This is a genomic window from Acinetobacter wuhouensis (assembly GCF_001696605.3).
Lineage (GTDB): Bacteria > Pseudomonadota > Gammaproteobacteria > Pseudomonadales > Moraxellaceae > Acinetobacter > Acinetobacter wuhouensis.
The window spans coordinates 1-23,353 of record NZ_CP031716.1 but is presented as its reverse complement, the minus strand read 5'-3'; the positions used below and the strand labels follow the sequence as shown (position 1 = coordinate 23,353).

At 38.2% G+C, this 23,353-nt stretch carries 17 protein-coding genes and 1 rRNA gene; 7 read left to right on the top strand and 11 right to left on the bottom strand.

Annotated features, from left to right (window positions below):
- Positions 1-12 precede the first annotated feature (12 nt).
- Positions 13-1,551 (bottom strand): 16S ribosomal RNA (locus BEN71_RS00770).
- Positions 1,552-1,983: 432 nt separating this feature from the next.
- Positions 1,984-2,541 carry a peptidylprolyl isomerase gene (locus tag BEN71_RS00765; RefSeq protein ID WP_068974141.1) on the bottom strand — a complete coding sequence of 186 codons (558 nt, stop codon included), beginning with the start codon at positions 2,539-2,541 and terminating at the stop codon, positions 1,984-1,986.
- A gap of 165 nt (positions 2,542-2,706) precedes the next feature.
- On the opposite strand from BEN71_RS00765, the gene BEN71_RS00760 reads away from it, so the two are divergent.
- Complete coding sequence (locus BEN71_RS00760; RefSeq protein WP_068974142.1) at positions 2,707-3,378, top strand: acetoacetate decarboxylase family protein; 672 nt, start codon at positions 2,707-2,709, stop codon at positions 3,376-3,378.
- Between the two features lie 93 nt (positions 3,379-3,471).
- Here BEN71_RS00760 and BEN71_RS00755 read toward each other — a convergent pair whose 3' ends face one another.
- Entirely contained in the window at positions 3,472-4,539 is a 1,068-nt protein-coding gene (locus tag BEN71_RS00755; RefSeq protein ID WP_068974143.1) for an alpha/beta hydrolase, read from the bottom strand.
- Positions 4,540-4,742: 203 nt separating this feature from the next.
- On the opposite strand from BEN71_RS00755, the gene BEN71_RS00750 reads away from it, so the two are divergent.
- From BEN71_RS00750 to erpA, 3 genes are all read left to right on the top strand, one after another.
- Positions 4,743-5,288: a hypothetical protein gene (locus tag BEN71_RS00750; protein ID WP_068974144.1), complete on the top strand. Its 546-nt coding sequence runs from the start codon at positions 4,743-4,745 to the stop codon at positions 5,286-5,288.
- A gap of 369 nt (positions 5,289-5,657) precedes the next feature.
- Entirely contained in the window at positions 5,658-6,662 is a 1,005-nt protein-coding gene (locus BEN71_RS00745; protein WP_068974145.1) for a putative solute-binding protein, read from the top strand.
- Between the two features lie 141 nt (positions 6,663-6,803).
- Positions 6,804-7,139, top strand: a complete 336-nt coding sequence (gene erpA, locus BEN71_RS00740; RefSeq protein WP_068974146.1) for an iron-sulfur cluster insertion protein ErpA — start codon at positions 6,804-6,806, stop codon at positions 7,137-7,139.
- Between the two features lie 64 nt (positions 7,140-7,203).
- Here erpA and BEN71_RS00735 read toward each other — a convergent pair whose 3' ends face one another.
- Both BEN71_RS00735 and BEN71_RS00730 read right to left on the bottom strand, forming a co-directional pair.
- Positions 7,204-8,049 carry an alpha/beta fold hydrolase gene (locus BEN71_RS00735; RefSeq protein ID WP_068974147.1) on the bottom strand — a complete coding sequence of 282 codons (846 nt, stop codon included), beginning with the start codon at positions 8,047-8,049 and terminating at the stop codon, positions 7,204-7,206.
- Positions 8,050-8,196: 147 nt separating this feature from the next.
- Positions 8,197-9,324, bottom strand: coding sequence for an anhydro-N-acetylmuramic acid kinase (locus BEN71_RS00730; protein ID WP_068974148.1), 1,128 nt, complete (start codon positions 9,322-9,324; stop codon positions 8,197-8,199).
- Positions 9,325-9,404: 80 nt separating this feature from the next.
- Here BEN71_RS00730 and tyrS point away from each other — a divergent pair, with 80 nt between their 5' ends.
- The gene (gene tyrS, locus BEN71_RS00725; RefSeq protein ID WP_068974205.1) at positions 9,405-10,619 is read left to right on the top strand and encodes a tyrosine--tRNA ligase; all 1,215 of its coding nucleotides are present in this window, start codon (positions 9,405-9,407) and stop codon (positions 10,617-10,619) included.
- 71 nt (positions 10,620-10,690) lie between these two features.
- Here tyrS and BEN71_RS00720 read toward each other — a convergent pair whose 3' ends face one another.
- Together BEN71_RS00720 and BEN71_RS00715 are read right to left on the bottom strand one after the other, a co-directional pair.
- A complete protein-coding gene (locus tag BEN71_RS00720) occupies positions 10,691-11,698 on the bottom strand; it encodes a putative solute-binding protein (protein ID WP_068974149.1) in 1,008 nt (335 codons plus the stop codon).
- A gap of 37 nt (positions 11,699-11,735) precedes the next feature.
- A complete protein-coding gene (locus tag BEN71_RS00715) occupies positions 11,736-12,761 on the bottom strand; it encodes a putative solute-binding protein (RefSeq protein ID WP_068974150.1) in 1,026 nt (341 codons plus the stop codon).
- Between the two features lie 248 nt (positions 12,762-13,009).
- Here BEN71_RS00715 and BEN71_RS00710 point away from each other — a divergent pair, with 248 nt between their 5' ends.
- Complete coding sequence (locus tag BEN71_RS00710) at positions 13,010-14,944, top strand: ATP-binding cassette domain-containing protein (RefSeq protein ID WP_068974151.1); 1,935 nt, start codon at positions 13,010-13,012, stop codon at positions 14,942-14,944.
- A 973-nt stretch (positions 14,945-15,917) separates the two neighbouring features.
- Positions 15,918-16,925 carry a putative solute-binding protein gene (locus BEN71_RS00705; RefSeq protein WP_068974152.1) on the top strand — a complete coding sequence of 336 codons (1,008 nt, stop codon included), beginning with the start codon at positions 15,918-15,920 and terminating at the stop codon, positions 16,923-16,925.
- A gap of 143 nt (positions 16,926-17,068) precedes the next feature.
- Here BEN71_RS00705 and gyrB read toward each other — a convergent pair whose 3' ends face one another.
- The 4 genes from gyrB to dnaA all read right to left on the bottom strand — a co-directional run bounded on the left by gyrB (position 17,069) and on the right by dnaA (position 23,353).
- Positions 17,069-19,537, bottom strand: coding sequence for a DNA topoisomerase (ATP-hydrolyzing) subunit B (gene gyrB, locus BEN71_RS00700; protein ID WP_068974153.1), 2,469 nt, complete (start codon positions 19,535-19,537; stop codon positions 17,069-17,071).
- Between the two features lie 52 nt (positions 19,538-19,589).
- Positions 19,590-20,672, bottom strand: a complete 1,083-nt coding sequence (gene recF / locus BEN71_RS00695) for a DNA replication/repair protein RecF (protein ID WP_068974154.1) — start codon at positions 20,670-20,672, stop codon at positions 19,590-19,592.
- A 31-nt stretch (positions 20,673-20,703) separates the two neighbouring features.
- On the bottom strand, positions 20,704-21,852 hold the full coding sequence (dnaN, locus tag BEN71_RS00690; RefSeq protein WP_068974155.1) for a DNA polymerase III subunit beta: 1,149 nt from the start codon (positions 21,850-21,852) through the stop codon (positions 20,704-20,706).
- 109 nt (positions 21,853-21,961) lie between these two features.
- Positions 21,962-23,353, bottom strand: a complete 1,392-nt coding sequence (dnaA, locus tag BEN71_RS00685; protein ID WP_068974156.1) for a chromosomal replication initiator protein DnaA — start codon at positions 23,351-23,353, stop codon at positions 21,962-21,964.

Here is a 23,353-nt window from a genome sequence, read left to right as displayed (position 1 = left end):
TCAATCTTTCGTTAAGGAGGTGATCCAGCCGCAGGTTCCCCTACGGCTACCTTGTTACGACTTCACCCCAGTCATCGGCCACACCGTGGTAAGCGTCCTCCTTACGGTTAGACTACCTACTTCTGGTGCAACAAACTCCCATGGTGTGACGGGCGGTGTGTACAAGGCCCGGGAACGTATTCACCGCGGCATTCTGATCCGCGATTACTAGCGATTCCGACTTCATGGAGTCGAGTTGCAGACTCCAATCCGGACTACGATCGGCTTTTTGAGATTAGCATCACATCGCTGTGTAGCAACCCTTTGTACCGACCATTGTAGCACGTGTGTAGCCCTGGTCGTAAGGGCCATGATGACTTGACGTCGTCCCCGCCTTCCTCCAGTTTGTCACTGGCAGTATCCTTAAAGTTCCCACCCGAAGTGCTGGCAAATAAGGAAAAGGGTTGCGCTCGTTGCGGGACTTAACCCAACATCTCACGACACGAGCTGACGACAGCCATGCAGCACCTGTATGTAGATTCCCGAAGGCACCAATCCATCTCTGGAAAGTTTCTACTATGTCAAGACCAGGTAAGGTTCTTCGCGTTGCATCGAATTAAACCACATGCTCCACCGCTTGTGCGGGCCCCCGTCAATTCATTTGAGTTTTAGTCTTGCGACCGTACTCCCCAGGCGGTCTACTTATCGCGTTAGCTGCGCCACTAAAGCCTCAAAGGCCCCAACGGCTAGTAGACATCGTTTACGGCATGGACTACCAGGGTATCTAATCCTGTTTGCTCCCCATGCTTTCGTACCTCAGCGTCAGTATTAGGCCAGATGGCTGCCTTCGCCATCGGTATTCCTCCAGATCTCTACGCATTTCACCGCTACACCTGGAATTCTACCATCCTCTCCCATACTCTAGCTTCCCAGTATCGAATGCAATTCCCAAGTTAAGCTCGGGGATTTCACATCCGACTTAAAAAGCCGCCTACGCACGCTTTACGCCCAGTAAATCCGATTAACGCTCGCACCCTCTGTATTACCGCGGCTGCTGGCACAGAGTTAGCCGGTGCTTATTCTGCGAGTAACGTCCAAGCATCTTGGGTATTAACCAAGAGCTCCTCCTCCTCGCTTAAAGTGCTTTACAACCATAAGGCCTTCTTCACACACGCGGCATGGCTGGATCAGGGTTCCCCCCATTGTCCAATATTCCCCACTGCTGCCTCCCGTAGGAGTCTGGGCCGTGTCTCAGTCCCAGTGTGGCGGATCATCCTCTCAGACCCGCTACAGATCGTCGCCTTGGTAGGCCTTTACCCCACCAACTAGCTAATCCGACTTAGGCTCATCTATTAGCGCAAGGTCACAAGTGATCCCCTGCTTTCTCCCGTAGGACGTATGCGGTATTAGCGTTCCTTTCGAAACGTTGTCCCCCACTAATAGGCAGATTCCTAAGTATTACTCACCCGTCCGCCGCTAGGTCAGTTACCGAAGCAACTCCCCCCGCTCGACTTGCATGTGTTAAGCCTGCCGCCAGCGTTCAATCTGAGCCATGATCAAACTCTTCAGTTAAAATCATTAGTGACTTAAGGTCACAATTCTGGCTCATCAATTTTCTGACAAATTCTCTCAAATAAACTTCGAGTAATTTAAACCAATCAATCAATGATAATATTTCGATCAATCAATCAGTAAAAATCCACACAAGTTGTTCTTCATATTCTCTTAATGAATTATTTATCACCTCGTCAGTGATAAATAAGACGCAACAAACATTCAACAACTTAACCCTGTGAGCTAAGTTCGCTTCGTGTATCGCGTCGGGATGAGCTCATTATAGGGCAATTTCTTACACGCGCAAGTGCTTTTAACTGATTGTTTTATTGAGTGTTGTATTTTTGTGCACCATTTTGGTTCAAAAACACACTTTTTGACGCATAAGTTTTTAATTATAAAGCAGAAATATGTAAAAAATATTTCTGCTTTATATTTTCATTATTTTTTTTATTTATTGTCGATCGTTTGAATACTGATGATTTTTACAGCTTGTTTAGGTACATCTTGGTACATACCGACGGTTCCTGTCGGAGTATTTACAATTTTATCGACAACATCTAAACCTTGTGTAACTTTACCAAACACAGCGTAGCCTGGATTTCCTACCGATTTATTTAAAAAGTCATTATTGGCAACATTAATAAAGAACTGACTGGTTGCAGAGTTCGGATTATTGGTTCTCGCCATTGCTAATGTGCCACGTGTATTCTTCAAACCATTATTTGCTTCATTTTGGATTGGTGCTTGGGTTGCTTTTTCTTTCATATTGCTATCAAAACCGCCACCTTGGATCATGAAGCCAGGAATTACGCGATGGAAGATCGTTCCATTATAGAATTGACTATTTACATAACTCTTAAAGTTTTTAACTGAGGTCGGTGCTTGTTCATCATATAGTTCAATATTGATATTGCCTAAATTGGTTTTGATTTGCATATTTGTATTTGCAAATGCTGAATTAACTATAAATACCAATCCTAAACTTAAACCTATCTTTTTGATCATTCTCTTTCGTCCTGAGCCGTTTTAAACTAATTGTTGCTTATATCAATGACTTCAGTAAATGAATCACTGAAGGAATTAAACTTGAGTAGGCTAATCTATGTGACTATACAAGCTTAATCAATATTACGTTTGCCTTTACTCTGTATCTTGAATGTTGCGAATAAAATGAAAATAGAAGAATCCATTCCACATACTGCTTTACCTTGGGAACTTTCTGGCGAAGGCTATATTTTAAATTATTGGTTAAGCCCAGCATTTACACGGCGCTTTCAAAACTTCGGCTTAGTAGAAGCTAAATTTGGGCGAATCGTTCAGGTTATCCTTGTACGCTATTATTCTTCGCCTGTCGGTCCTTATGATGAGTTATTAGTTTTAGATCATACTACTCAAAATTTTAAAATAAGTTCTAACATCCCCAAAATATATGTTTCTAGCCAAGCATCTGTAAATGAAGGGCGCTATCATTGGGGTATTCCGAAAGAGTTGGCTAGTTTTAATTGGAAACATTCTAAACAACAATTACATTGTGATATTCAAGTTGGAAGTGAAACACTCTCATTAACCATCAATTTAACGCAATTAAAATCATCACATGCAATATCTTCAAAACTTATACCCTCTCGTTTATTAAACATTCAACAAAAAGATCATCTGTTTCTGTATCAATTCTCGCCTAAGTTTAAAAGTAAAATTGCTTATATTTCTAATGCGACTTGGAATAATACGCAAAGTATTTTTCCTGATTTTTCTAAAGCGACTTTTCTTAAAGGTTTTTATTCCACTGACTTTAAACTTATTTTCCCTGAATCGGTCAAAACTAAATTAGTAAATACATAATTTAAATACTCTTTTAACATAAATGATCGATTGTTCTAAATAAAACAATCGATCATTTATGTTTTGATCTTTTAGGCTGCTTTTATCAAGGAATTATTGTTTATCCCAAAACTTACGGAACTCTTTGCTCATTTCGATGACATTCTTTTTCGCTTTACGTGAAATTGGTGTGAAGTTAATAAAGCCATGTGTTTGGTCTTCATAATCTTGATAATGGATTTTCACACCATGTTGACGTAATTTATAAGCATAGATTTTACCTTCATCATGAAGTACATCATGTCCTGCCGTTACTACAAATGCAGGGGCTAATTTTTTCAAATTACCATAAGTTGGCGAAATAATCGTATCGTCTAATGCAACATTGAATCGCGTCGCATAATAGTCAGTCACATAATCAATGTCAGATCCCGTCAAAACTAATCCATCTTTATAAGCAAAAAATGATGGATGACGGCTCTTAAAATCAACCGCTGGGTAAATTAAAAACTGTGCCTGAGGAGCGTAAGCTTCATTGACTGTTCTTTGAGAGAGGACTGCGCAAATATTCCCACCTGCACTATCTCCAGCAATCGCAATTTTATTTTTTAGAATTTTAAACTGACGGCGATTTTGATATACCCAAGCTAGGGCATCTTCACACGATTGAATCAACTCGCGAGGCCCAACTTCAGGTGCAAGAGGGTATTCTATACTGAGGACTTGCGCTTTAGCATGTGTCGCAATCAACCGGCAAACTTCATCATGGGTATCCACACTTCCTACAACAAAACCACCACCATGATAAAACACAATCATTGGTAATTTTTTGTTGGGTGCAGGATGATAATGTCTTGCATAGATACTGCCACTTTGTAGCGGTAAACGAATATCTTCAACAAACTGAACATGAGTTGGTTTATTGGTAATCGACTGCATCTGCGATTCAAATTGCTTTCGTGAACGTTCGACATTTTCATTAATGAAACCCACTTTGCCTTGTTTCAATTGTGCTGCCATCAAACATTTCGTAAAACTATCTAATTGCGGGAACTCATAAGGATAACCCAATAGTTTAGCTAAAGATTCTTGAGCAAACGTAGGTAAACGGTCTAATGTTCTGCCTGCAGCACCCTGCCCTTTTTCGACGATGTCTTGAATATTACGTTGAAATGCAACCATTGAGTTCTTCCTTAAATGTCCAAATTCTTCATATTTTCTACATGATCAGGAATTGACTGACTATATTCTTATACAAGTCTAGCAATCGATATACAAATATAAATTTTAAATACGCTAATCTGAGTCAAATACATTGTCATTGACTATTTTGCTTTATCTCAATTTTTTTTTGCTATTTTTTGATAAATATAAGGAGGCAACTCATGGCAATTAAAGCATTATTTGTTTCATTAATAACATCGCTACTTGCTGTTGGTTGTGTAGCATTCCCTGACGATGGTTATGATTCCCGTGGGTATGGAAGTTATGGACATCCTGTTTATCGCGATTATGACTATGATCGAGCTTATGATGCTCGATATGACCCTTATAAAGACCGTCAACGCTGGGAGCGTGAACGTGCCTACCGTATTCAGCAACAGCGGATAGAACAACAGCGACGTGAAAATCAGTTGAAAAATCATCGTTGGCAATATGAAAAAGCCAAACGTGAACAATTGAAAAAACAGCAATGGGAACAAGATCAGCGTAAAAAATGGCAACAAGCACAACGCAAAAATGATTGGGACAATAAAACCAAGCCTGAACAGCGTTGGAATCATTCGTCAATGAAAGATCGCCAATGGGGCAATCGCCCAGATCGTAAACAATGGCAACAACGCCAACAGCAAAATCAACAACAGCAACGTGATAAAAAGCGTGATGATCATAGAAAAGCGGATCAAAACAAAGAACAAGGTAAAAATTAACATCAGCGGATCTGAGCAAAACTCTGATCCGCTTTGTCGCTTTAGCAAATAATTAACGCAATAAAAAACAAAAAATGATGAATTTACAAAGCTATTAACTGGTTCACATTTCAGAATGTTTTCTACTTATTTTTGTCATTTAAGTCATTGCGATTTTCTCTAATTCAAGTAATCATTTTCTCAACATCAACTCATCAAATGGCTTGAGCAATAAATTCAGAATTTATTGTTTTAAATTGAATAAAGTTCTATTTCGACATATAGAATTTCTTGCTAAATTTATTTTGATGTAAAAAGTTCACCGATACATATGTTTTAAACTGGATCGTTTGAACATCAATAATATTGATCATGGAAAGGAAAAAAATAATGAAATGGTCTAAAGCCCTTCTCGTCACAGCTGGTTTAATGGCTGCTACCTCTGCAACTCAAGCAAAACAAGTCATGTGTGTCTTTGATTTAGTTGGTAAAAATGGTGATGTATTTACCCTAATGAAAGACTATCAGCTTGCTGCTAAAAACTGGGGCGGAGATCTTGAATTAAAAGTGAATTCAAATGAAGCTGTAATTGCTGAAGATTTTAAAGCAGGTAAATGTGATGCCGTAAGTATTACAGGTATGCGTGGTCGCCAATTTAATAACTTTACAGGCTCACTCGATGCAATTGGTGCAATCCCTGATCTCAATCTCGCAGTGAAAGTCATGCAAGGTTTAGCTAACCCAAACTTTGCTAAATATATGACCAGCGGACAATATGAAGTCGTTGGTGTCATTCCTGTAGGTGATGCATATCTATTGGTCAATGATCGCAATATCAATACTGTGGCAAAAGCAGCAGGTAAAAAAATTGCCGTCCTTGATTACGACCAAGCACAGAAAATCATGGTACAGCAGATTGGTGCGCAAGCTGTCAGTGCTGATGTAACCAATTTTGGTGCAAAATTTAATAATGGACAGGTCGATATTATTGGTGCGCCTGTTGCTGTATTTAAACCTTTAGAGTTACATAAAGGCTTAGGTACTAAAGGTGCAATTGTGAATTACCCACTGTTACAAGTGACTGGTAATATCATCATTCGTCCAGATAAATTCCCTGCAGGCTATGGTCAAAAATCGCGTGATTGGGTGAAATCTCAATTACCACGTGCCAATGGTATTATTGGGAAAATGAAAGCGGATATTCCTTCAAAATACTGGATGCAAGTACCTGAAGGAGATAAACCAGGTTATCAAAAGCTAATGCGTGAATCACGTATTAACCTGACCAAACAAGGCGTTTATAACAAACAAATGATGAAGATTCTTTGGCAATTCCGTTGTAAGAATAGCCCAACAAACTTTGAATGTGCATTACAGGATGAAAACTATAAATAAGTTCATCTGCTAAATTTTACTTAAATCCGATAATTTTAGTCTGAATTTACTTTAAAGTTCACTCACTGACCATATATTGAGTATGTTATACTGAATATATGGTCTTTTCGTTTAAGCCATTTGAATCTGAGGAACAATATCATGACCGCCCAAGCACTTGAGATGACTGATAATGCTGCAAATAAAGTTCGCCAACTGCGTGACAGTGAAGGTAATCAAGAACTGATGTTACGTGTCTATGTAACAGGTGGTGGCTGTTCAGGTTTTTCTTATGGTTTTAACTTTGCTGAAAATGCCAATGAAGACGATGCCGAGTTTGTGAATGGCGATGTCAAAATGTTGGTTGATTCATTGAGCTATCAATATTTAGTCGGTTCAAAAGTCGACTATATTGAAGGTCTAGAAGGTTCACGTTTTATTGTTGAAAACCCAAATGCGACAACAACTTGTGGTTGTGGTTCTTCATTCTCGATCTGATCTAAAGAATTTATAAAAATGCCCTCAAATTTGAGGGCATTTTTATATCTAACGTATCAATCTTCTACGCAACTGCATCTAAAATATATTGACTAAGCTCTTTGGCATTTTGTACAGGAATCCAATGGGTTGCATCCATAATCACTTCTTTATACGGCGCATGAACATAATTTTTATTGTATTCCACACCTTTAGGACCAATCGCTGAATCGTATTTTCCCCAAATAAATAAAGTCGGGACTGTGATCGGTTTCAATAAGTTTTTATTGGAACTGAAGGGTAAACCTCGATACCAGTTTAAAGCTGTACTTAAACGCTTTTCATTGACAATTTCTTGTTGAAAGTCCTTGAGCTGTTGTTCTGTCATGCCTGAATCTTTCAATAAAGCCAAACCAATCTGAGGTACTTTTTCAAACAGTAGTTCAGGAATTTTAGGCAACTGAAATAAACCCATATAATAAGATTTAAACAATTGGTTACTGGTCAGCATCGCTTTCATGAACGCGGCTTTATGTGGTACTGAAATGGTAATCAAATGCTTTATTTTCTCAGGATAACGCTGTGCCACATCCCAAGCCACAACCGCACCCCAATCATGCCCCACCAAATAAACAGGTTGTTGAATAATGTCGAGTAAAGCATTCACATCTTCAAGCAAAGCAGAACCACGATAGTCACGACGGCTAGTTGGTTGCGCACCTAGACTATACCCCCGTTGATTGACTGCAAAAGTTCGATAACCTTGTGCATTCAAAATTTCTGAAGTTTCTTGCCAACTTTTATTAGTTTCAGGAAAACCATGTAAGAGGACAAAAACTTGTCCATCTAATGGTCCAGAATCAATGACATCAAAGCTTAATCCTTCTCGTTGATAAGATTCTATTCGTTGTGTTTTTATCGCTATAGTCATGGTGAGTTCTACTATTTCCTATTCTCATTTTTATTGATATTGCAGTTGAATCTTGGTTTTGTTAACAGCTCGAAAGGACAAATCTAGGGTTAAACAGGTCGATCATTGTCTGACAATCTACCTGTTTGATACCCATAATTTTACAACTTATACAGCTGTGATTGTCCCTAAAACACGATAGCCTTTTGCCCCCGTCACCGCAGGTAAGTTACCACTTTGCTGTAAATCAAAACGCATGGCTAACCAAGCAAAAGCTGTCGCCTCAACCCATGTTGGTGCTAAGCCCAGTGCGGAAGTCGTTTGTACAGACCAATTATGTTTACGCAAACGCCAACGCAATTGTTCAAGCAAATGTGAATTATAAGCCCCACCGCCACAGACATAGACTTCACCAGTATCTAAAGGCGAACGGTAGATGGCTTTTTTAATCGCCCGTGTGGTCAGTTTCATCAGTGTCGCTTGAACATTTTCAGGTGTATCTTCAAGCTCATCGTATTCCAGATCATTGCGCCAATCTGAAATTTGCTCATCTAGCCATTCTAAATTGAAGTCTTCACGCCCCGTACTTTTCGGTGGTTCTTTAGAAAAATATTCATGTGCTTGCAAACGATCTAATAAAGATCGAATCGGTTGACCATAGGCTGCCCAGTTGCCATTTTCATCATAAGGCTGTCCTGTATAGCGATGACACCAAGCATCCATCAAAATATTGGCGGGTCCTGTATCAAAACCATAAACACCCTGATCATCGCCCGCAGGTAACATACTGACATTGGCAATCCCACCCAAATTCAGAATCACTCGGTGAATAGTTGGATGTTGAAATAATGCTTGATGGAATGCAGGAACCAATGGTGCACCTTGCCCCCCTGCTGCCATATCACGACGACGAAAATCTGAAATCACCGGGATTTGAGTTATTTCAGTAATAATATTTGGATCACCAATTTGTAGCGTAAACCCATGTTCAGGACGATGACGAATGGTTTGACCATGTGAACCTATCGCTTTGATTTGACTTCTATCTAAATTATTTTCATTGATCAGTTGATTAATGCCATTTCCAATCATGCTTGCAAGCGCAACATCTGCTTTGCCCATCCGATCAATTTCATTGTCATCAGGTAGCGTTAAAGCCATTAATTCATCCCTTAAATCAGGGTCAAAAGGCACTGTTAAAGTGGCATGAACATGTAAGGGATCAAATGAAGCAGCAACAAAATCGACGCCGTCCATGCTGGTTCCAGTCATTACGCCAATATAGATTGTTGTCATGAGATATTCTTCGCCTGCATTATGCTGAAAAAATGTTAGTATATCGCACAAATGAGATAACTGATGTATTGGATTTTGTGATGTCTAATTTCCTACCAGCGGAAGAACAACTTGCCCTCATCCAACGAGGCACACACGAGATTATTTCTGAAGAGGATTTATTAAAAAAACTCAAAGAAAATCGCCCTTTAAATATTAAAGCAGGCTTTGACCCAACAGCACCTGACCTACACTTAGGTCATACTGTACTGATCAATAAATTAAAAACCTTTCAAGATTTGGGTCATAACGTGACTTTCTTGATTGGTGACTACACTGCCATGATCGGTGATCCAACAGGTAAAAGTGCAACACGCCCACCATTATCGCGTGAGCAAGTTTTAGAAAATGCAAAAACCTATCAAGAACAAGTCTTTAAAATTCTTGATCCGAATAAAACTAAAGTTCGCTTTAACTCAGAATGGTTTGCAACAAAAACTGCGGCTGATTTGATTCAATTGGCTTCACAGCAAACTGTTGCGCGTATGTTAGAACGTGATGACTTCACAAAACGTTATAACAACCATCAACCGATTGCGATTCATGAGTTCTTGTATCCATTGGTTCAAGGTTATGACTCAATCGCACTAGAAGCAGACGTAGAACTTGGTGGTACAGACCAAACTTTTAACTTGCTTATGGGACGTACGCTTCAAGGTCGTTTTGACCAAGAAGCACAAGTGTGTATCACTGTGCCAATTCTTGAAGGCTTAGATGGCGTTAATAAGATGTCTAAATCTTTAGGCAACTATATCGGTGTATTTGATGCACCTGGCGCAATGTATCAAAAAGTATTGTCTATGCCTGACAGCTTGATTGAACGTTATTTTGAATTACTCAGCTTTAAATCAATGGACGAAATTGAAGTTCTATTGAAAGAAATGGCTGAAGGCCGTAACCCTCAAGATATCAAGAAAATTCTTGCATTGGAATTGGTTGAACGTTTCCACGGTGCTGAAGCTGCAGAACATGCACACAAAGGTGCAGGTAATTTAATTACTGAAGGTGAGCTACCAGAAGGTACACCTGAAATCACCATTTCACGTGGCGAATTTGGCGGTGAAGTGTCAATTATTTCAATTCTTCGTGCAGCTGGTCTAACCAAAAACTCAGCACAATCGAAAGATGCTGTTTCACGTGGAGCCGTTAAAGTCGATTGGGAAACCGTTGATGCAAGCTATATGGTGAAAGAGAACGTGACCTTAATTATCCAAGCAAGCAAAAAAGCCATAGCCAAAGTCACATTTACCGACTAATATTTTTTTGTGATTTTTGAATATTTCAAAGCCATCTAAGTGATGGCTTTGTTATTTTGGATGACCTAAAATTATTCACCAGGAAGAGAGCATTCAAAGTTGGTTCGATCAACGGTACAACGTGCTCTTTTAAGTACAGACATCATCACAGGGTCGTATACTCCCCTTTTAGTTAACTCGATCCGACCATCACGCAACAATTTTTGGTAACGAAGCGCATCTTCTTTAGAAACATCTATCTTATATTTCGCAGGTATTTCAGCTTCCATACGCTCAATATTTCTATATGAACGAGGTAATTGCTTCAATGACCAAGCTCTAGATTGCATACCGAAATCTAATGGGAATTTATCTTTTTTAATAATCAAGTCTGCAGTTACATTGACCACAGGATAAGTAAACATTGCACCATTTGCACTTATCCCTTTATAAATTTCAAGCGGTTTATAAGCATAAGCAGGGGAAGCGATCGCATCTGCCTCACCATCATTAAACTTTTTAACAAAGTTAAAAATATCTGATGGAACACCCACCGCACCGACTCGCTCCACAGCAATTTTCTGTGCAATGTCATAGTGTAAATAGGCAAATTTTTTCCCTTTACCCTTTTCAAGGGTATTTATAGATTTATCACGTACAAACATATAGGCGATGCCAATCGGTGAAATCGCAGCTAACTCATATTCCACACCATTCTTTTCAGAAATCAATCTTTTTGCATTTCGTTTATCTAACGCGTAAGTAATTGCCTTTTTCGCAATATCATTACTTGGCACACCGCCTAAAGCATCAATTGAACCACCAAACTTATTATATTCACGCGCGCGCATAGAGGTCATCGCGGCAGCATCACACTTATTGGTTTTAAAATCTTTAGCAACTTGCTCTTCAGACTGGTACGCCACTAAACTAATATCAGCACCCCATGTTTTTGAGACTAATGCCCATTCTTCCATCAATTTATATGACTCGCCCGCTTTACCCAATAAATCAAAAATGCACACATTCTGTTTCGCAGCATGTGTAAATGAAGAGCTACTGGTGAGTAAAATAATCGGTAGTAGATATTTTTTATTCATTTTATTTCCTTATTTTGTTTAATTTATTCTATTGGGCTTACTCTCCAGCCAATGAGCATTCAAAATTCGTTCTATCAATCGTACAACGAGCTTTTTTTAGCATAGACATCATTGTTGAGTCATAAACACCTTGTTTGGTTAACTCGATACGTGCATCACGAATTACCATCTGATATTTAACACTTTGTTCTTTTGTTAATGCTAATTTATACTTTGCAGGTATATTGAGCTCTGTTCTTTTCACTACATAAAATGTCCTAGGTAAGTTTTTGACAAAAATTTCTCTAGATTTATAGCCAAAATTTTCAGGGAACTTATCAGGTCTCACCACCATTAACATCGTAATGTTCATGACAGGGAACGTTACCACAGCACCATTTGCACCTAAGCCCTTATGCATTTCAAAAGGTTTATATAAATAAGCAGGTGCTGCAGTCATATCAACTTGCCCACTGTTAAATTTTTTAACTAAATTTGAGATTTCTGAAGGGACGGGAATTGCATCTACTTTTTTCAGCATATAGCTTTGCGCAAAGTCATAACCGAGGAAAGAAAATTTTTGCCCTACTAAATCCTTGATTGGATTTTCTGGATTTTTAAGCACATTATATTTAACAAATAAATAAGCTGTACCAATTTGAGTAATTCCAGCGACTTCAAATTTCTCATTACTTATTCGAGAAATCATTCTTTTAGCATTTCGTTGATCTAATGCATATTTGATTGCTTTTTCTGCAATCACATTATTAGGAACTGCTCCTAATGCATCAATTGAACCTCCAAATTTATTGTAATAACGTGCACGCAATGAAGTTAAAAATGCACCATCACATTTTCCTGCTTTAAAATCTGCGTCAGCCTCTTCTTCTTTTTGATAAGCAATTAATTTAATATCTGCTTGTGATTTTTTTGCTTCTAAAGCCCATTCTTCAATTGTTTTAAAAATATCACCCGAACGGCCCTGAACATCAAACACACAAATTGTTTGTCCAGCAATAGCTGAATTAGATACCATCCCAAAAAAAAGTAGGCTAAGAGCAATTTTTAAAAAGCATATATTCATTATCCATGATCTCAAAACACTCCTTACACTGTGATTAATATCACAATAATAACAATTAATACACACCAAACATCTTTATTTTAGATTTATTTTGAGAAACTTAAAATTAATTAAGCATGAAAATCTGCAGGAATACGGTTCAATAAAACTCCAACAATCTATCCCCTAAATTCTTTTTTCTTATATTTTTTGAACTCTTCTATTTATCATTTAGAATACGGCATCCGATAACGAATAGCTTATTTCTTATGATTCAGTTAGACCAACTTTCAATTCGCCGTGGCGGACGTATTTTATTTCAAAAAGCGTCTATGCAGCTTCATCCAGGTTGGAAAATCGGTCTTACTGGAGTCAATGGCGCGGGTAAATCTACCCTATTTTCAGCGCTTTTGGGTGGCATGGAGTCAGACAGCGGTAGTTTGACACGTCCTAATGTATGGACAGTTGCCCACATGGCGCAAGAAATCAAAGCCTTAGATATGAAAGCGATTGATTTCGTGCTCTCTGGTGATGAAGAATTTTGGGATATTCAACACAAGCTTGAACACTCTGATGAACTCAGCAATGATGAATTAGCACATCTGTATAGCCGTTTTGAAGAAATTCATGGCTACACAGCAGCCTCAAAAGCATCACAATTGATGGCTGGTTTAGGTTTTTTTGAGCATCAATCAGAACTTTTAGTTTCAAGTTTTTCAGGTGGTTGGCGTATGCGTTTAAATTTAGCGCGCACTCTGATGAGTCGTTCAGATTTATTATTACTGGATGAACCAACTAACCATTTGGACTTAGATGCAATTTTATGGCTCGAAGATTGGTTAAAAGCTTATGCAGGTACTTTGATTTTAATTTCACATGACCGTGATTTCTTAGACGCAATTACTGATCATATTTTGCATATCGAAAATCAAGAACTGACGCTTTATACAGGGAATTATTCAACTTTTGAAACAACACGTGCTGAACGTTTAGCACAGCAACAACAAGCTTTTGAAAAACAACAAGAAGCCAAAGCACATTTACAAAAATTTATTGACCGTTTTAAAGCCAAAGCCACCAAAGCACGCCAAGCGCAGAGTCGCATCAAGCAACTTGAGCGCATGCAAGAGCTTGCACCCGCGCATGTGGACAACCCTTTTACTTTCAGTTTCCGTGAACCAAGTAAAATGAGTTCTCCTTTATTAACCTTGGAACATGCAGATATTGGTTATGGCGATAAATTGATTATCACCAATGTGAATTTACAAATTACTCCAAGCAGCCGAATTGGTTTATTGGGAATGAATGGTGCAGGTAAATCAACATTAATTAAATCTTTGGTAGGTGATTTAGCCTTACTTAAAGGTACACGTAAAGATTCAGAACTGCTTAATATCGGTTATTTTGCACAGCATCAAATGGATGCTTTAGATGGCAATGCCAGTCCAATGCTACAACTCTCACGTATTGCTGATCCAAAAATTAGTGAAGCAACTTTACGCTCATTTTTAGGAAGTTTTGGCTTTAGCGGCGAACGTATGGACACCCCAAGTGAAAGCTTCTCAGGTGGTGAACGTGCACGATTGGCTTTGGCATTAATTGTCTGGTTACGCCCAAATGTTCTGATTCTCGATGAGCCGACGAACCATTTAGATTTAGATATGCGTCATGCATTAACCATGGCATTGCAAGACTTTGAAGGTGCTGTGGTACTGGTTTCGCATGAACGTCAATTGATTGCATCTGTTTGTGATGAATTAATATTAGTTCACAATGGTCAAAGCAAAGAATTTGATGGCGATCTACAAGATTATGCAGCATGGTTACGCCAAGCACGTATTGATATGATCAAAAATGGGCAACAACCGAGTGCTCCAATTCAGTCACAAGTTGTTGAAAAAACAGTTGTTTCAAAAGTCGATAAAGAAGCACAACGCAAAGAAGCCGCACGTCAACGTGAGCTCAGTCGCCCTATTCGTAAAAATATCGAAAAAATTGAGACACAAATTGGAAAAATTCAGCCGAGATTGGCAGAAATTGAAGAATTACTTGCAGATTCAGCGCTTTATGAAACCAATCGTAAAGATGACTTACTCAAACTGATGAATGAGCAAAATGAACTTAAGTCCAAATTAGAACAAGCTGAAGAACAAATGCTCGAACTCATGATGGAGTTGGAAGAGTTAGAAAGTTCATTTGACTAAATCTAAACTTTAGCAAATACACTAACCAGAAATCAAAGTACATGATTTCTGGCTTTTTTATGCATAAAAATTAAGAAAACTAAATATTTAAACAACACATCGCTGAAATCAGAATCTCATTGAATACATTTTGCTAGAAGTAGTAAAAATCATCTTTAGAAATCACTAAATATTTTATTAATAAATATAAACCTTTGTTTAATCAAAAATATTCTCATCAATTTCATCTTTAATTCGAAACTTTATTAATTAAAGCATTTTTTAATACCCAAATTTTTATTCAAAAAATACAGCCAAAAACCTATAATAAAATACATAACTTTTATTTATAACTCAAAATAGCTTGCGTGGAACATATTAGAATAACTTAATAAATTAAAATATAAGCTTATCGTGTTGGTTTTTAAATTCAAAAAACTTAAAAGATCGCAAAAAATATGTGGATAAATATATTTTTTGATAGAAATAAATCCCTATTTTTATAAAAATTTAAATCGCTATTCTGTTCATTTTTACAACTACACAATGCTAAATTAAGTCTGCAAAACAGCCAAAAAATCGACTGAATTAAAATTAAGCACAGAGTTACCCACAGCATTTTGATCAATAAAAATACAAAAAACAAGTACAAATTTTATGCAAAAATTCTTAATTTATTACTTATTAAGATCAATATTTGGAATATTGATGATTTATATTTTTGTTCAATTAGAAATAAATTTAATTTTTTGAATATCTTATAATTTTTTTATTTTTGAAGTCTTATAGTAAAAAATGAGATTTTAATCACATAAAATAATGATTTACTTATTAAAATAGCGTATAAGTAATAAAATTAAGCACCTAATTCACAATTTATTGCAAAAAAAATATAAATAAATGGAGTAAATGCTCTATTTTTTTTAAAAAAAGCTGATTACTATTGCGCTTATGGAAAGGTTCCTAATTGTACAAAATAGATAAGGACGAAAAAATGAAAAAAATTGCTTTCGCTATTGCTGCTACTTCTATCGTTGGATTTAGCTCAGCTTCTCAAGCAGCTGTAAATGTCTGTGTATTTGACTTATTAGGTAAGTCAGGCGAGTCATACCAAATGGCTCAAGAATGGGCTTTATCCGCTAAAAGTTGGGGTGCAGACGTTAATCTTATTCCAAAACAAGATGAAAACGTAGCAGATCAAGATTTTAAAGCAGGAAAGTGTGACGGCGTATTTATGACTGCGATGCGCGCACGTCAATATAACAAATTTGTGGGATCAATTGATTCTGTCGGTGGCGTGCCAAGCAATGCGATTGCTAAAACAGCTATTACTTTTGCGCTAGATGCACGTAATGCTGCAAAAATGGTTTCTACTAAAGGCAGTAACAAATACGAAGTTGCGGGTATTGCTCCTTTAGGTTCAGCGTTTATTTTTGTACGTGACAAAAATATTAACTCAATCGAAAAAGCTGCTGGTAAAAAATTCGCTTACTTAAGCTACGATGATGCACAGAAAGTATTAATTCAACGTGTAGGTGCACAAGCAGTACCATCTGATATTACTAACTTTGCAGCAAAATTTAACAACGGTCAGGTAGATATGATCGGTGCACCTGCTTATGCTTATAAACCGCTTGAAATTCAAAAAGGTTTAGGTGCAAATGGTGCAATGTTTAATTTCCCAGTATTACAAATCACGGCTGACTTCATCATCCGTCCTGAAAAATTCCCTGCTGGTTTCGGTCAAAAATCTCGTGATTATTTCGTGAAAAACTTACCGAAAAGCTTTGCGATGATTAACCGTCTAGAAGCAAGTATTCCAGCAAAATATAAATTGAATTTAACGCCTGAAGATAAATTAAAATATCAAAAGTTGATGCGTGAAGGTCGTTTAGAGCTAACTAAACAAGGTGTTTATGATGCAGGTATGATGTCTGTATTGAAGAAAGCACGCTGTTCAGTCGACAAAGCGAACTTTGAATGTACGCTTGCTGGTGAATAATCTTTAGATTTAAACCAAGCAAAAAAAACCAGTTCAAATGAGCTGGTTTTTTATGGTTTATCATCCTGAATCTACATCATTCAATTCAATAAAAAAGGGAATAAACCTTGGTTTATTCCCTTTTATACTTCAAACAATATCAATTAAGCATCAATATCTGCATTCAAAGCATTTTCTTCGATAAATGCACGACGTGGTTCAACATCATCACCCATTAAACACGCAAACATACGATCCGCTTCGATTGCATCATCGATCGTCACTTGAAGCATATTACGGTTTTCAGGATCCATTGTAGTTTCCCAAAGCTGTTCAGCATTCATCTCACCCAAGCCTTTATAGCGCTGGATCATCATGCCTTTGCGTGAATCAGCTAAGATTTGTTGCCATACTTGGTGGAACGTAGAAACATAAATTTTACGCTCACCTTTTTGCAAATATGCGCCATTTTCAAGCAAGGTGAACCAGCTTTTCGAGTTTTGCAATAAACGCTTATATTCACTCGAAGACAATAAACCCGCATCGAGTAAATAACTGTGCGGTAAATTATGCACATAAATGGTAATACGAGGGAAATAAACAGTTGTTTTTATTCCATCTGCATTTTCTTTATCAAATGCTTCTAAGCTCAGTTCAGGACGTAAGCTTGGTTGTGCTGTTTCTATCGCCAAACGAAGCTTGTCGCCCCATTGTTGTACATAGTCTTGATCGTTATTTTGATCTAGTTTAAACGCGTCTAAGCTCAATAAACCGTCTAATAATGATGCAGGATAGCGTACAGTTAAACGATGTAAACTTTTTTGTGAAGTTTGATAATCAGCAATCACTTTCTCTAATGCCACACCACGAATCGCAGGTGCGTCAGCACTGACATGTAGCTCAAGCTCATCAATTGCATTTGAAATCAAGTAAGTTTCTAAAGCATCATTATCCTTAATGTATTGCTCTTGCTTACCCTTTTTCAATTTATACAATGGTGGTTGGGCAATATAGATATAACCACGTTCCACAAGCTCAGGCATTTGACGGAAGAAGAAAGTCAGCAACAAAGTACGAATGTGTGAACCATCCACGTCCGCATCGGTCATGATAATGATTTTGTGATAACGTAATTTGTCTGGATTATATTCTTCACGACCAATACCACAACCTAATGCAGTAATCAGTGTGCCGACTTCTTGAGATGAAATCATTTTGTCAAAACGCGCACGTTCTACGTTCAGGATTTTACCTTTCAACGGCAGAATCGCTTGCATCTTACGGTTACGACCTTGCTTCGCAGAACCGCCCGCAGAATCACCCTCGACTAAGTAAAGTTCAGAAAGTGCTGGATCTTTTTCTTGGCAATCTGCCAATTTACCCGGTAAACCCGCGATATCTAAAGCACTTTTGCGACGTGTCATTTCACGTGCTTTACGCGCTGCATCACGTGCACGTGCTGCATCAATAATTTTGCCTGCGATTGATTTCGCTGCTTGAGGATTTTCCAATAAATATTCTGAGAATGATTTATTCATTGCCTGCTCTACAGCAGGTTTCACTTCACTCGACACCAATTTTTCTTTGGTTTGTGATGAGAACTTAGGATCAGGCACTTTCACTGAAACAATTGCAGTCAAACCTTCACGCGCATCATCACCAGTGACCGCAACTTTCTCTTTTTTGAGTAAGCTTTCATTTTCCATGTAGCTGTTTAAACCACGGGTTAACGCTGCACGGAAACCTGCTAAATGCGTACCACCATCTTTTTGTGGAATGTTGTTGGTAAAGCAACGAACATTTTCTTGATAGGTATCATTCCACTGCAACGCAACTTCAACACCAATGCCATTGTCAGCAAGTGTAGTGAAATGGAAAATATCATTGAGATGAGTTTTGCCTTGGTTAATATATTTTACGAACTCAGACAAACCACCTTCATAATCAAATACATGTTCTAAATCGACACGATTATCACGTAATACAATACGCACACCAGCATTCAAGAACGAAAGCTCACGCAAACGACGCGCTAAAATATCGACATTAAAAATAGTTTGGCTAAATGTTTCAGCACTCGGCCAAAAACGGACTGTAGTACCTGTCGTCGATGTTTCACCAATTGCTTTCAATGGATATACAGGATCACCATGTTTATATTCTTGTTGGTGAATCTGTCCAGCACGATGAATGGTTAATTCAAGCTTACTTGATAAAGCGTTAACTACGGATACACCTACACCGTGCAAACCGCCTGATACTTTATAGCTATTATCATCAAACTTACCACCAGCATGCAGAATAGTCAGAATTACTTCTGCTGCGGACACACCTTCTTCAGGGTGAATATCGGTAGGGATACCACGACCATTATCGGAAACACTGACAGATTCATCTTCATGAATGGTCACTAAAATTTCGTCACAATGCCCAGCTAAAGCTTCATCAATCGCATTATCCACGACCTCAAAAACCATATGGTGTAAGCCTGAACCATCATCAGTATCACCAATATACATACCAGGGCGTTTACGGACTGCATCTAGACCACGTAATACTTTGATACTAGAGGAATCATAAGCCTTGTCATTGGTTTGTTCTGTTTGAGAAGCGATTTGATCTTCTGAACTCATGGTTTCTCCCTAGTGAAAAATAGGTCATTCCAAAATTGGCTAAAAAATAAAGTCATCGCGCAACAACACTCACTTGACCTTGGTCAACGTTGAATAACTGGTAGGAAATAGACAAATCATGTAAATGTTTTTTTACTGATTCATGGTCTAGTGTGGTAATAAAAACTTGACTACCAAGCTGGCTCAATCGCTCAATTAAACGTTGTTGTGCGCTTAAATCTAATTCTGCTGTTACATCATCTAATAATACCACAGTTTCCTTATTACAGGCATGTAACATGGCAATTTGTGACAGTTTTAAAGCCATTATTAATAACTTTTTTTGCCCTCGTGAAAGCACTACATCCGCATCGCCCATGGCTGTTTTTAAGCGTATATCAGCACGATGTGGGCCATACTCGGTATAACGTCGATCAACGTCTTTTTTGTGGTATTGAACAAGGTCTTGCGCCAAACCATGTTCCACATGGAACCCTGCGCTATATTCCATTTCAATGCTTAAATCGGGCAGTAATTGGGCTAAATCTTCTTGTAAATAGATTTTCCACTGTTCCACAATTTCGACACGCTGAGAATGTAAAACCTCACCATAATCACTCAGCATTTTGTTCCACGGTTCCAAATCTTGCAGCGTCAGATTTCTCTGAATTTTAAGCAAACTATTTCTTTGTTTTAAGGCACGAGAATAGTATTGCCATGCATGATAAAAATCGGGTTCCACGTGAAACATGAGCCAATCGAGCAATTGTCGTCGTGGCTTTGCACCATGATCAATAATATCAGTGCTGAGAGGGTCAATCAGTTGTAGTGGTAATATCTTGGCAAGTTGACCTTGTGTCGCAACTGTGTCCCCATTGACTTTAATGAGTTGCTCACCGCTTTGCAGTTTTTGCATGCCAATTTTTTCAGTCATGGATTGGGCAAAAACAATCGCATCTGCTTGGTTATTTTGAATGTAGTTTTTAGGAATATGGGTTCGGAATGAACGCCCTGTTGCCAATAAATGAATCGCTTCTAAAATCGAGGTTTTACCTGAACCATTTTGTCCATAAAAAACATTAAACGGCTGCAACTCATGGAGTGCAACCGTCTGTAAATTTCGAACACGTTGTATATTTAAACGCGTAATATGCATGACAATAAATTAAAAAGTTAATTTAAAACAATTACACACGCATCGGCATCACAACATAAGTCTGATTAGGCTGTGTTGGATCTTGCACCAATACTGATTGATTCGCCTCAGACATGGTCATTGCAACATCATCACCATCTAATACGCTTAAAACATCGAGAATATATTGCGCATTGAACGACATTTCCATCGGTGCATTTGCATATTGAATCGCTAAATCTTCAATCGCTTCATCTTGCTCAGGGTTATTGGCACGTAATTGCAAAGAATCGGCATTAAAGTTTAAGAACACACCGCGTAATTTTTCATTACTTAAGATCGCAACACGTTGCAGAGATTGTTTAAAGACATCGTGTGGAATATTCACTACTTTATCGCCACCACGTGGAATCACACGACGATAATCTGGGAATTTACCATCAATCAGTTTCGTGGTGAAACGTACTGTAATATCGCCTTGTTCTTTATCTTTACTTGCAGTTTGAATGGTAACATTCAACAATTCACGACCAATCAACAACGTTAATTGCTCATCTTCAATGCTGAGTAGACGTTGTAACTCACCCACCGCTTTACGTGGAACAATCGCTTGAACCAATTGTGTTGAATTTGAAGATGCTAAAGTTTCACACAATGCTAAACGGTGACCGTCTGTGGTCACAGCGCGTAATTGATTTTCATCAATTTCCAATAAAGTACCCGTTAAATAGAAACGTACATCTTGAACCGCCATCGCAAATGAGGTTTTTTCAAATAAACGTTTTAATTCACGCTCAGTCACTTGAACCTGAGTCCCTTGACTATTTTCATTGGTCAATAACGGGTAGTCTTCTGCTGGTAATGTACCTAAAACAAAACGGCTATTGCCTGATTTTAAAATACAGCGTTGATCTTCTGTAATTTGTAAATCAATCAATGCCGCAGTCGGTAATGATTTACAAATATCCACCAATTTACGTGCAGGAACAGTCGTCTCCCCTGCTTGTAAACATGCACCTTCTGCCAAACTTGTACTTGCAACAAGCTCCACTTCTAAATCCGAACCCGTTACAGTAAGTGACTGATTAGTCGCTTGAATTTTTACGTTTGAAAGAATATTTAAAGTATGGCGACGCTCAACAGCTCCCACCACATGGGATAAAACGTTGAGTAAGCTTTCTTTCGCGATTTTCAAACGCACGGTGGAATTCCTCTAAAAATTTGACAGAAAATGTGGATAATAAAATTTTTTTAATGACGTACTATGCGGCAGTTTATGCCGCTTTGCAAGTGTCGAATTTGAACAAATTTTAGCTTTGTAACAGACGCATGAGGTTTTTATAATCCTCATTAAAAATTGGGTCTTCATCACGTAAGCTTTGCACTTTTTCACAAGCATGCATCACGGTACTGTGATCACGACCACCAAATGCCATACCAATCTCAGGGAAACTATCCCCGGTCAATTCACGTGCTAAGCCCATTGCCAACTGACGTGGACGTGCATAGATACGGGTACGCTTAGGGCCCACGAGTTCTTTGAGTGGAATACGGAAATATTCGCTGACCACACGTTGGATATTTTCAGTACTAATGGTACGTGCACGGATCGCCAAAACATCTTTCAGTGATTCTCGTACCACATCCAAATCAATCGCAGAACCTTTGAAACGAGAAATAGCAACGACTTTGTTTAATGCACCTTCAAGTTCACGGACATTGGCAACCACTTGCTGTGCGATAAATAAAGCGCAGTTACGTGGTAAATCTATACCACTGCTTTCCGCTTTTTTTAATAAAATTTCGATACGTGTTTCAATATCAGGTGGTTCGACACCAACTGACAATCCCCAAGAAAAACGAGAAACTAGACGTGGATCAAGTTCTGTTAGTTCTTTCGGATAACGGTCTGAAGTTAAAATAATTTGTTTAGATTCATCTAATAAAGCATTGAAAGTATAGAAAAATTCAACCAGACTTGCTTCTTTACCAGCCAATAAATGAATATCATCAACTAAGAGTAAATCTAAAGAACGACAGTTCTTTTTGAACTCTTCGACTTTGCCCTTTTGTAAAGAACTGACAAAATCTTGGACGAAACTTTCCGCAGTCATATACATCACACGTGCATTCGGCTTGGCTTGTAATAAAGCATTCCCGACTGCTTGCATTAAGTGTGTTTTACCTAGACCTGTTGGGCCATAAAGGAATAATGGATTGTGTTGCGGTTCGCCCAGTTGTGTTAAAACTTTGCGACACGTTTCAGCGGCCATTTGGTTAGAGCGACCTTCGACAAATAATGCAAAGTTAAACAATGGGTTAAGCTGTCTTTTCTTATTGTTTTTAGGTGAAATAACATCGTGTTCTTTTTCTTTTTTGATTTTAGCAACAGGCACTTCATTTGGAGTACTGTCTAATGCTGCTGTAGTGGTCGCAGGTTGTTCAGATGCTGAAAGAATAGCACCTGGACGAGAATCGACTAATATTTCAACTTTACGAACTCGTCCTTCTGAGAGTTGTTCAGCCAGAATAGAAATAAGCTCAATATGATGCTCTTGAATGTAGCGCGTCCAATATGGATTAGGTGCATACAGTTTTAAAGTCCCATCGACTTCTTCTGCAACCAAAGGACGAATCCACATGGCAAAGACATTATCAGAGAGCTCTTGTCGCAAGCGAGTTAAGCAGTCCGTCCAAAGCAT

Excerpts from the sequence above, each read along its gene's own strand:
- BEN71_RS00765 (WP_068974141.1), bottom strand. The coding sequence starts at position 2,541 with ATGATCAAAAAGATAGGTTTAAGTTTAGGATTGGTATTTATAGTTAAT.
- BEN71_RS00760 (WP_068974142.1), top strand. The coding sequence starts at position 2,707 with ATGAAAATAGAAGAATCCATTCCACATACTGCTTTACCTTGGGAACTT.
- BEN71_RS00755 (WP_068974143.1), bottom strand. The coding sequence starts at position 4,539 with ATGGTTGCATTTCAACGTAATATTCAAGACATCGTCGAAAAAGGGCAG.
- BEN71_RS00750 (WP_068974144.1), top strand. The coding sequence starts at position 4,743 with ATGGCAATTAAAGCATTATTTGTTTCATTAATAACATCGCTACTTGCT.
- BEN71_RS00745 (WP_068974145.1), top strand. The coding sequence starts at position 5,658 with ATGAAATGGTCTAAAGCCCTTCTCGTCACAGCTGGTTTAATGGCTGCT.
- erpA (WP_068974146.1), top strand. The coding sequence starts at position 6,804 with ATGACCGCCCAAGCACTTGAGATGACTGATAATGCTGCAAATAAAGTT.
- BEN71_RS00735 (WP_068974147.1), bottom strand. The coding sequence starts at position 8,049 with ATGACTATAGCGATAAAAACACAACGAATAGAATCTTATCAACGAGAA.
- BEN71_RS00730 (WP_068974148.1), bottom strand. The coding sequence starts at position 9,324 with ATGACAACAATCTATATTGGCGTAATGACTGGAACCAGCATGGACGGC.
- tyrS (WP_068974205.1), top strand. The coding sequence starts at position 9,405 with ATGTCTAATTTCCTACCAGCGGAAGAACAACTTGCCCTCATCCAACGA.
- BEN71_RS00720 (WP_068974149.1), bottom strand. The coding sequence starts at position 11,698 with ATGAATAAAAAATATCTACTACCGATTATTTTACTCACCAGTAGCTCT.
- BEN71_RS00715 (WP_068974150.1), bottom strand. The coding sequence starts at position 12,761 with ATGAATATATGCTTTTTAAAAATTGCTCTTAGCCTACTTTTTTTTGGG.
- BEN71_RS00710 (WP_068974151.1), top strand. The coding sequence starts at position 13,010 with ATGATTCAGTTAGACCAACTTTCAATTCGCCGTGGCGGACGTATTTTA.
- BEN71_RS00705 (WP_068974152.1), top strand. The coding sequence starts at position 15,918 with ATGAAAAAAATTGCTTTCGCTATTGCTGCTACTTCTATCGTTGGATTT.
- gyrB (WP_068974153.1), bottom strand. The coding sequence starts at position 19,537 with ATGAGTTCAGAAGATCAAATCGCTTCTCAAACAGAACAAACCAATGAC.
- recF (WP_068974154.1), bottom strand. The coding sequence starts at position 20,672 with ATGCATATTACGCGTTTAAATATACAACGTGTTCGAAATTTACAGACG.
- dnaA (WP_068974156.1), bottom strand. The coding sequence starts at position 23,353 with ATGCTTTGGACGGACTGCTTAACTCGCTTGCGACAAGAGCTCTCTGAT.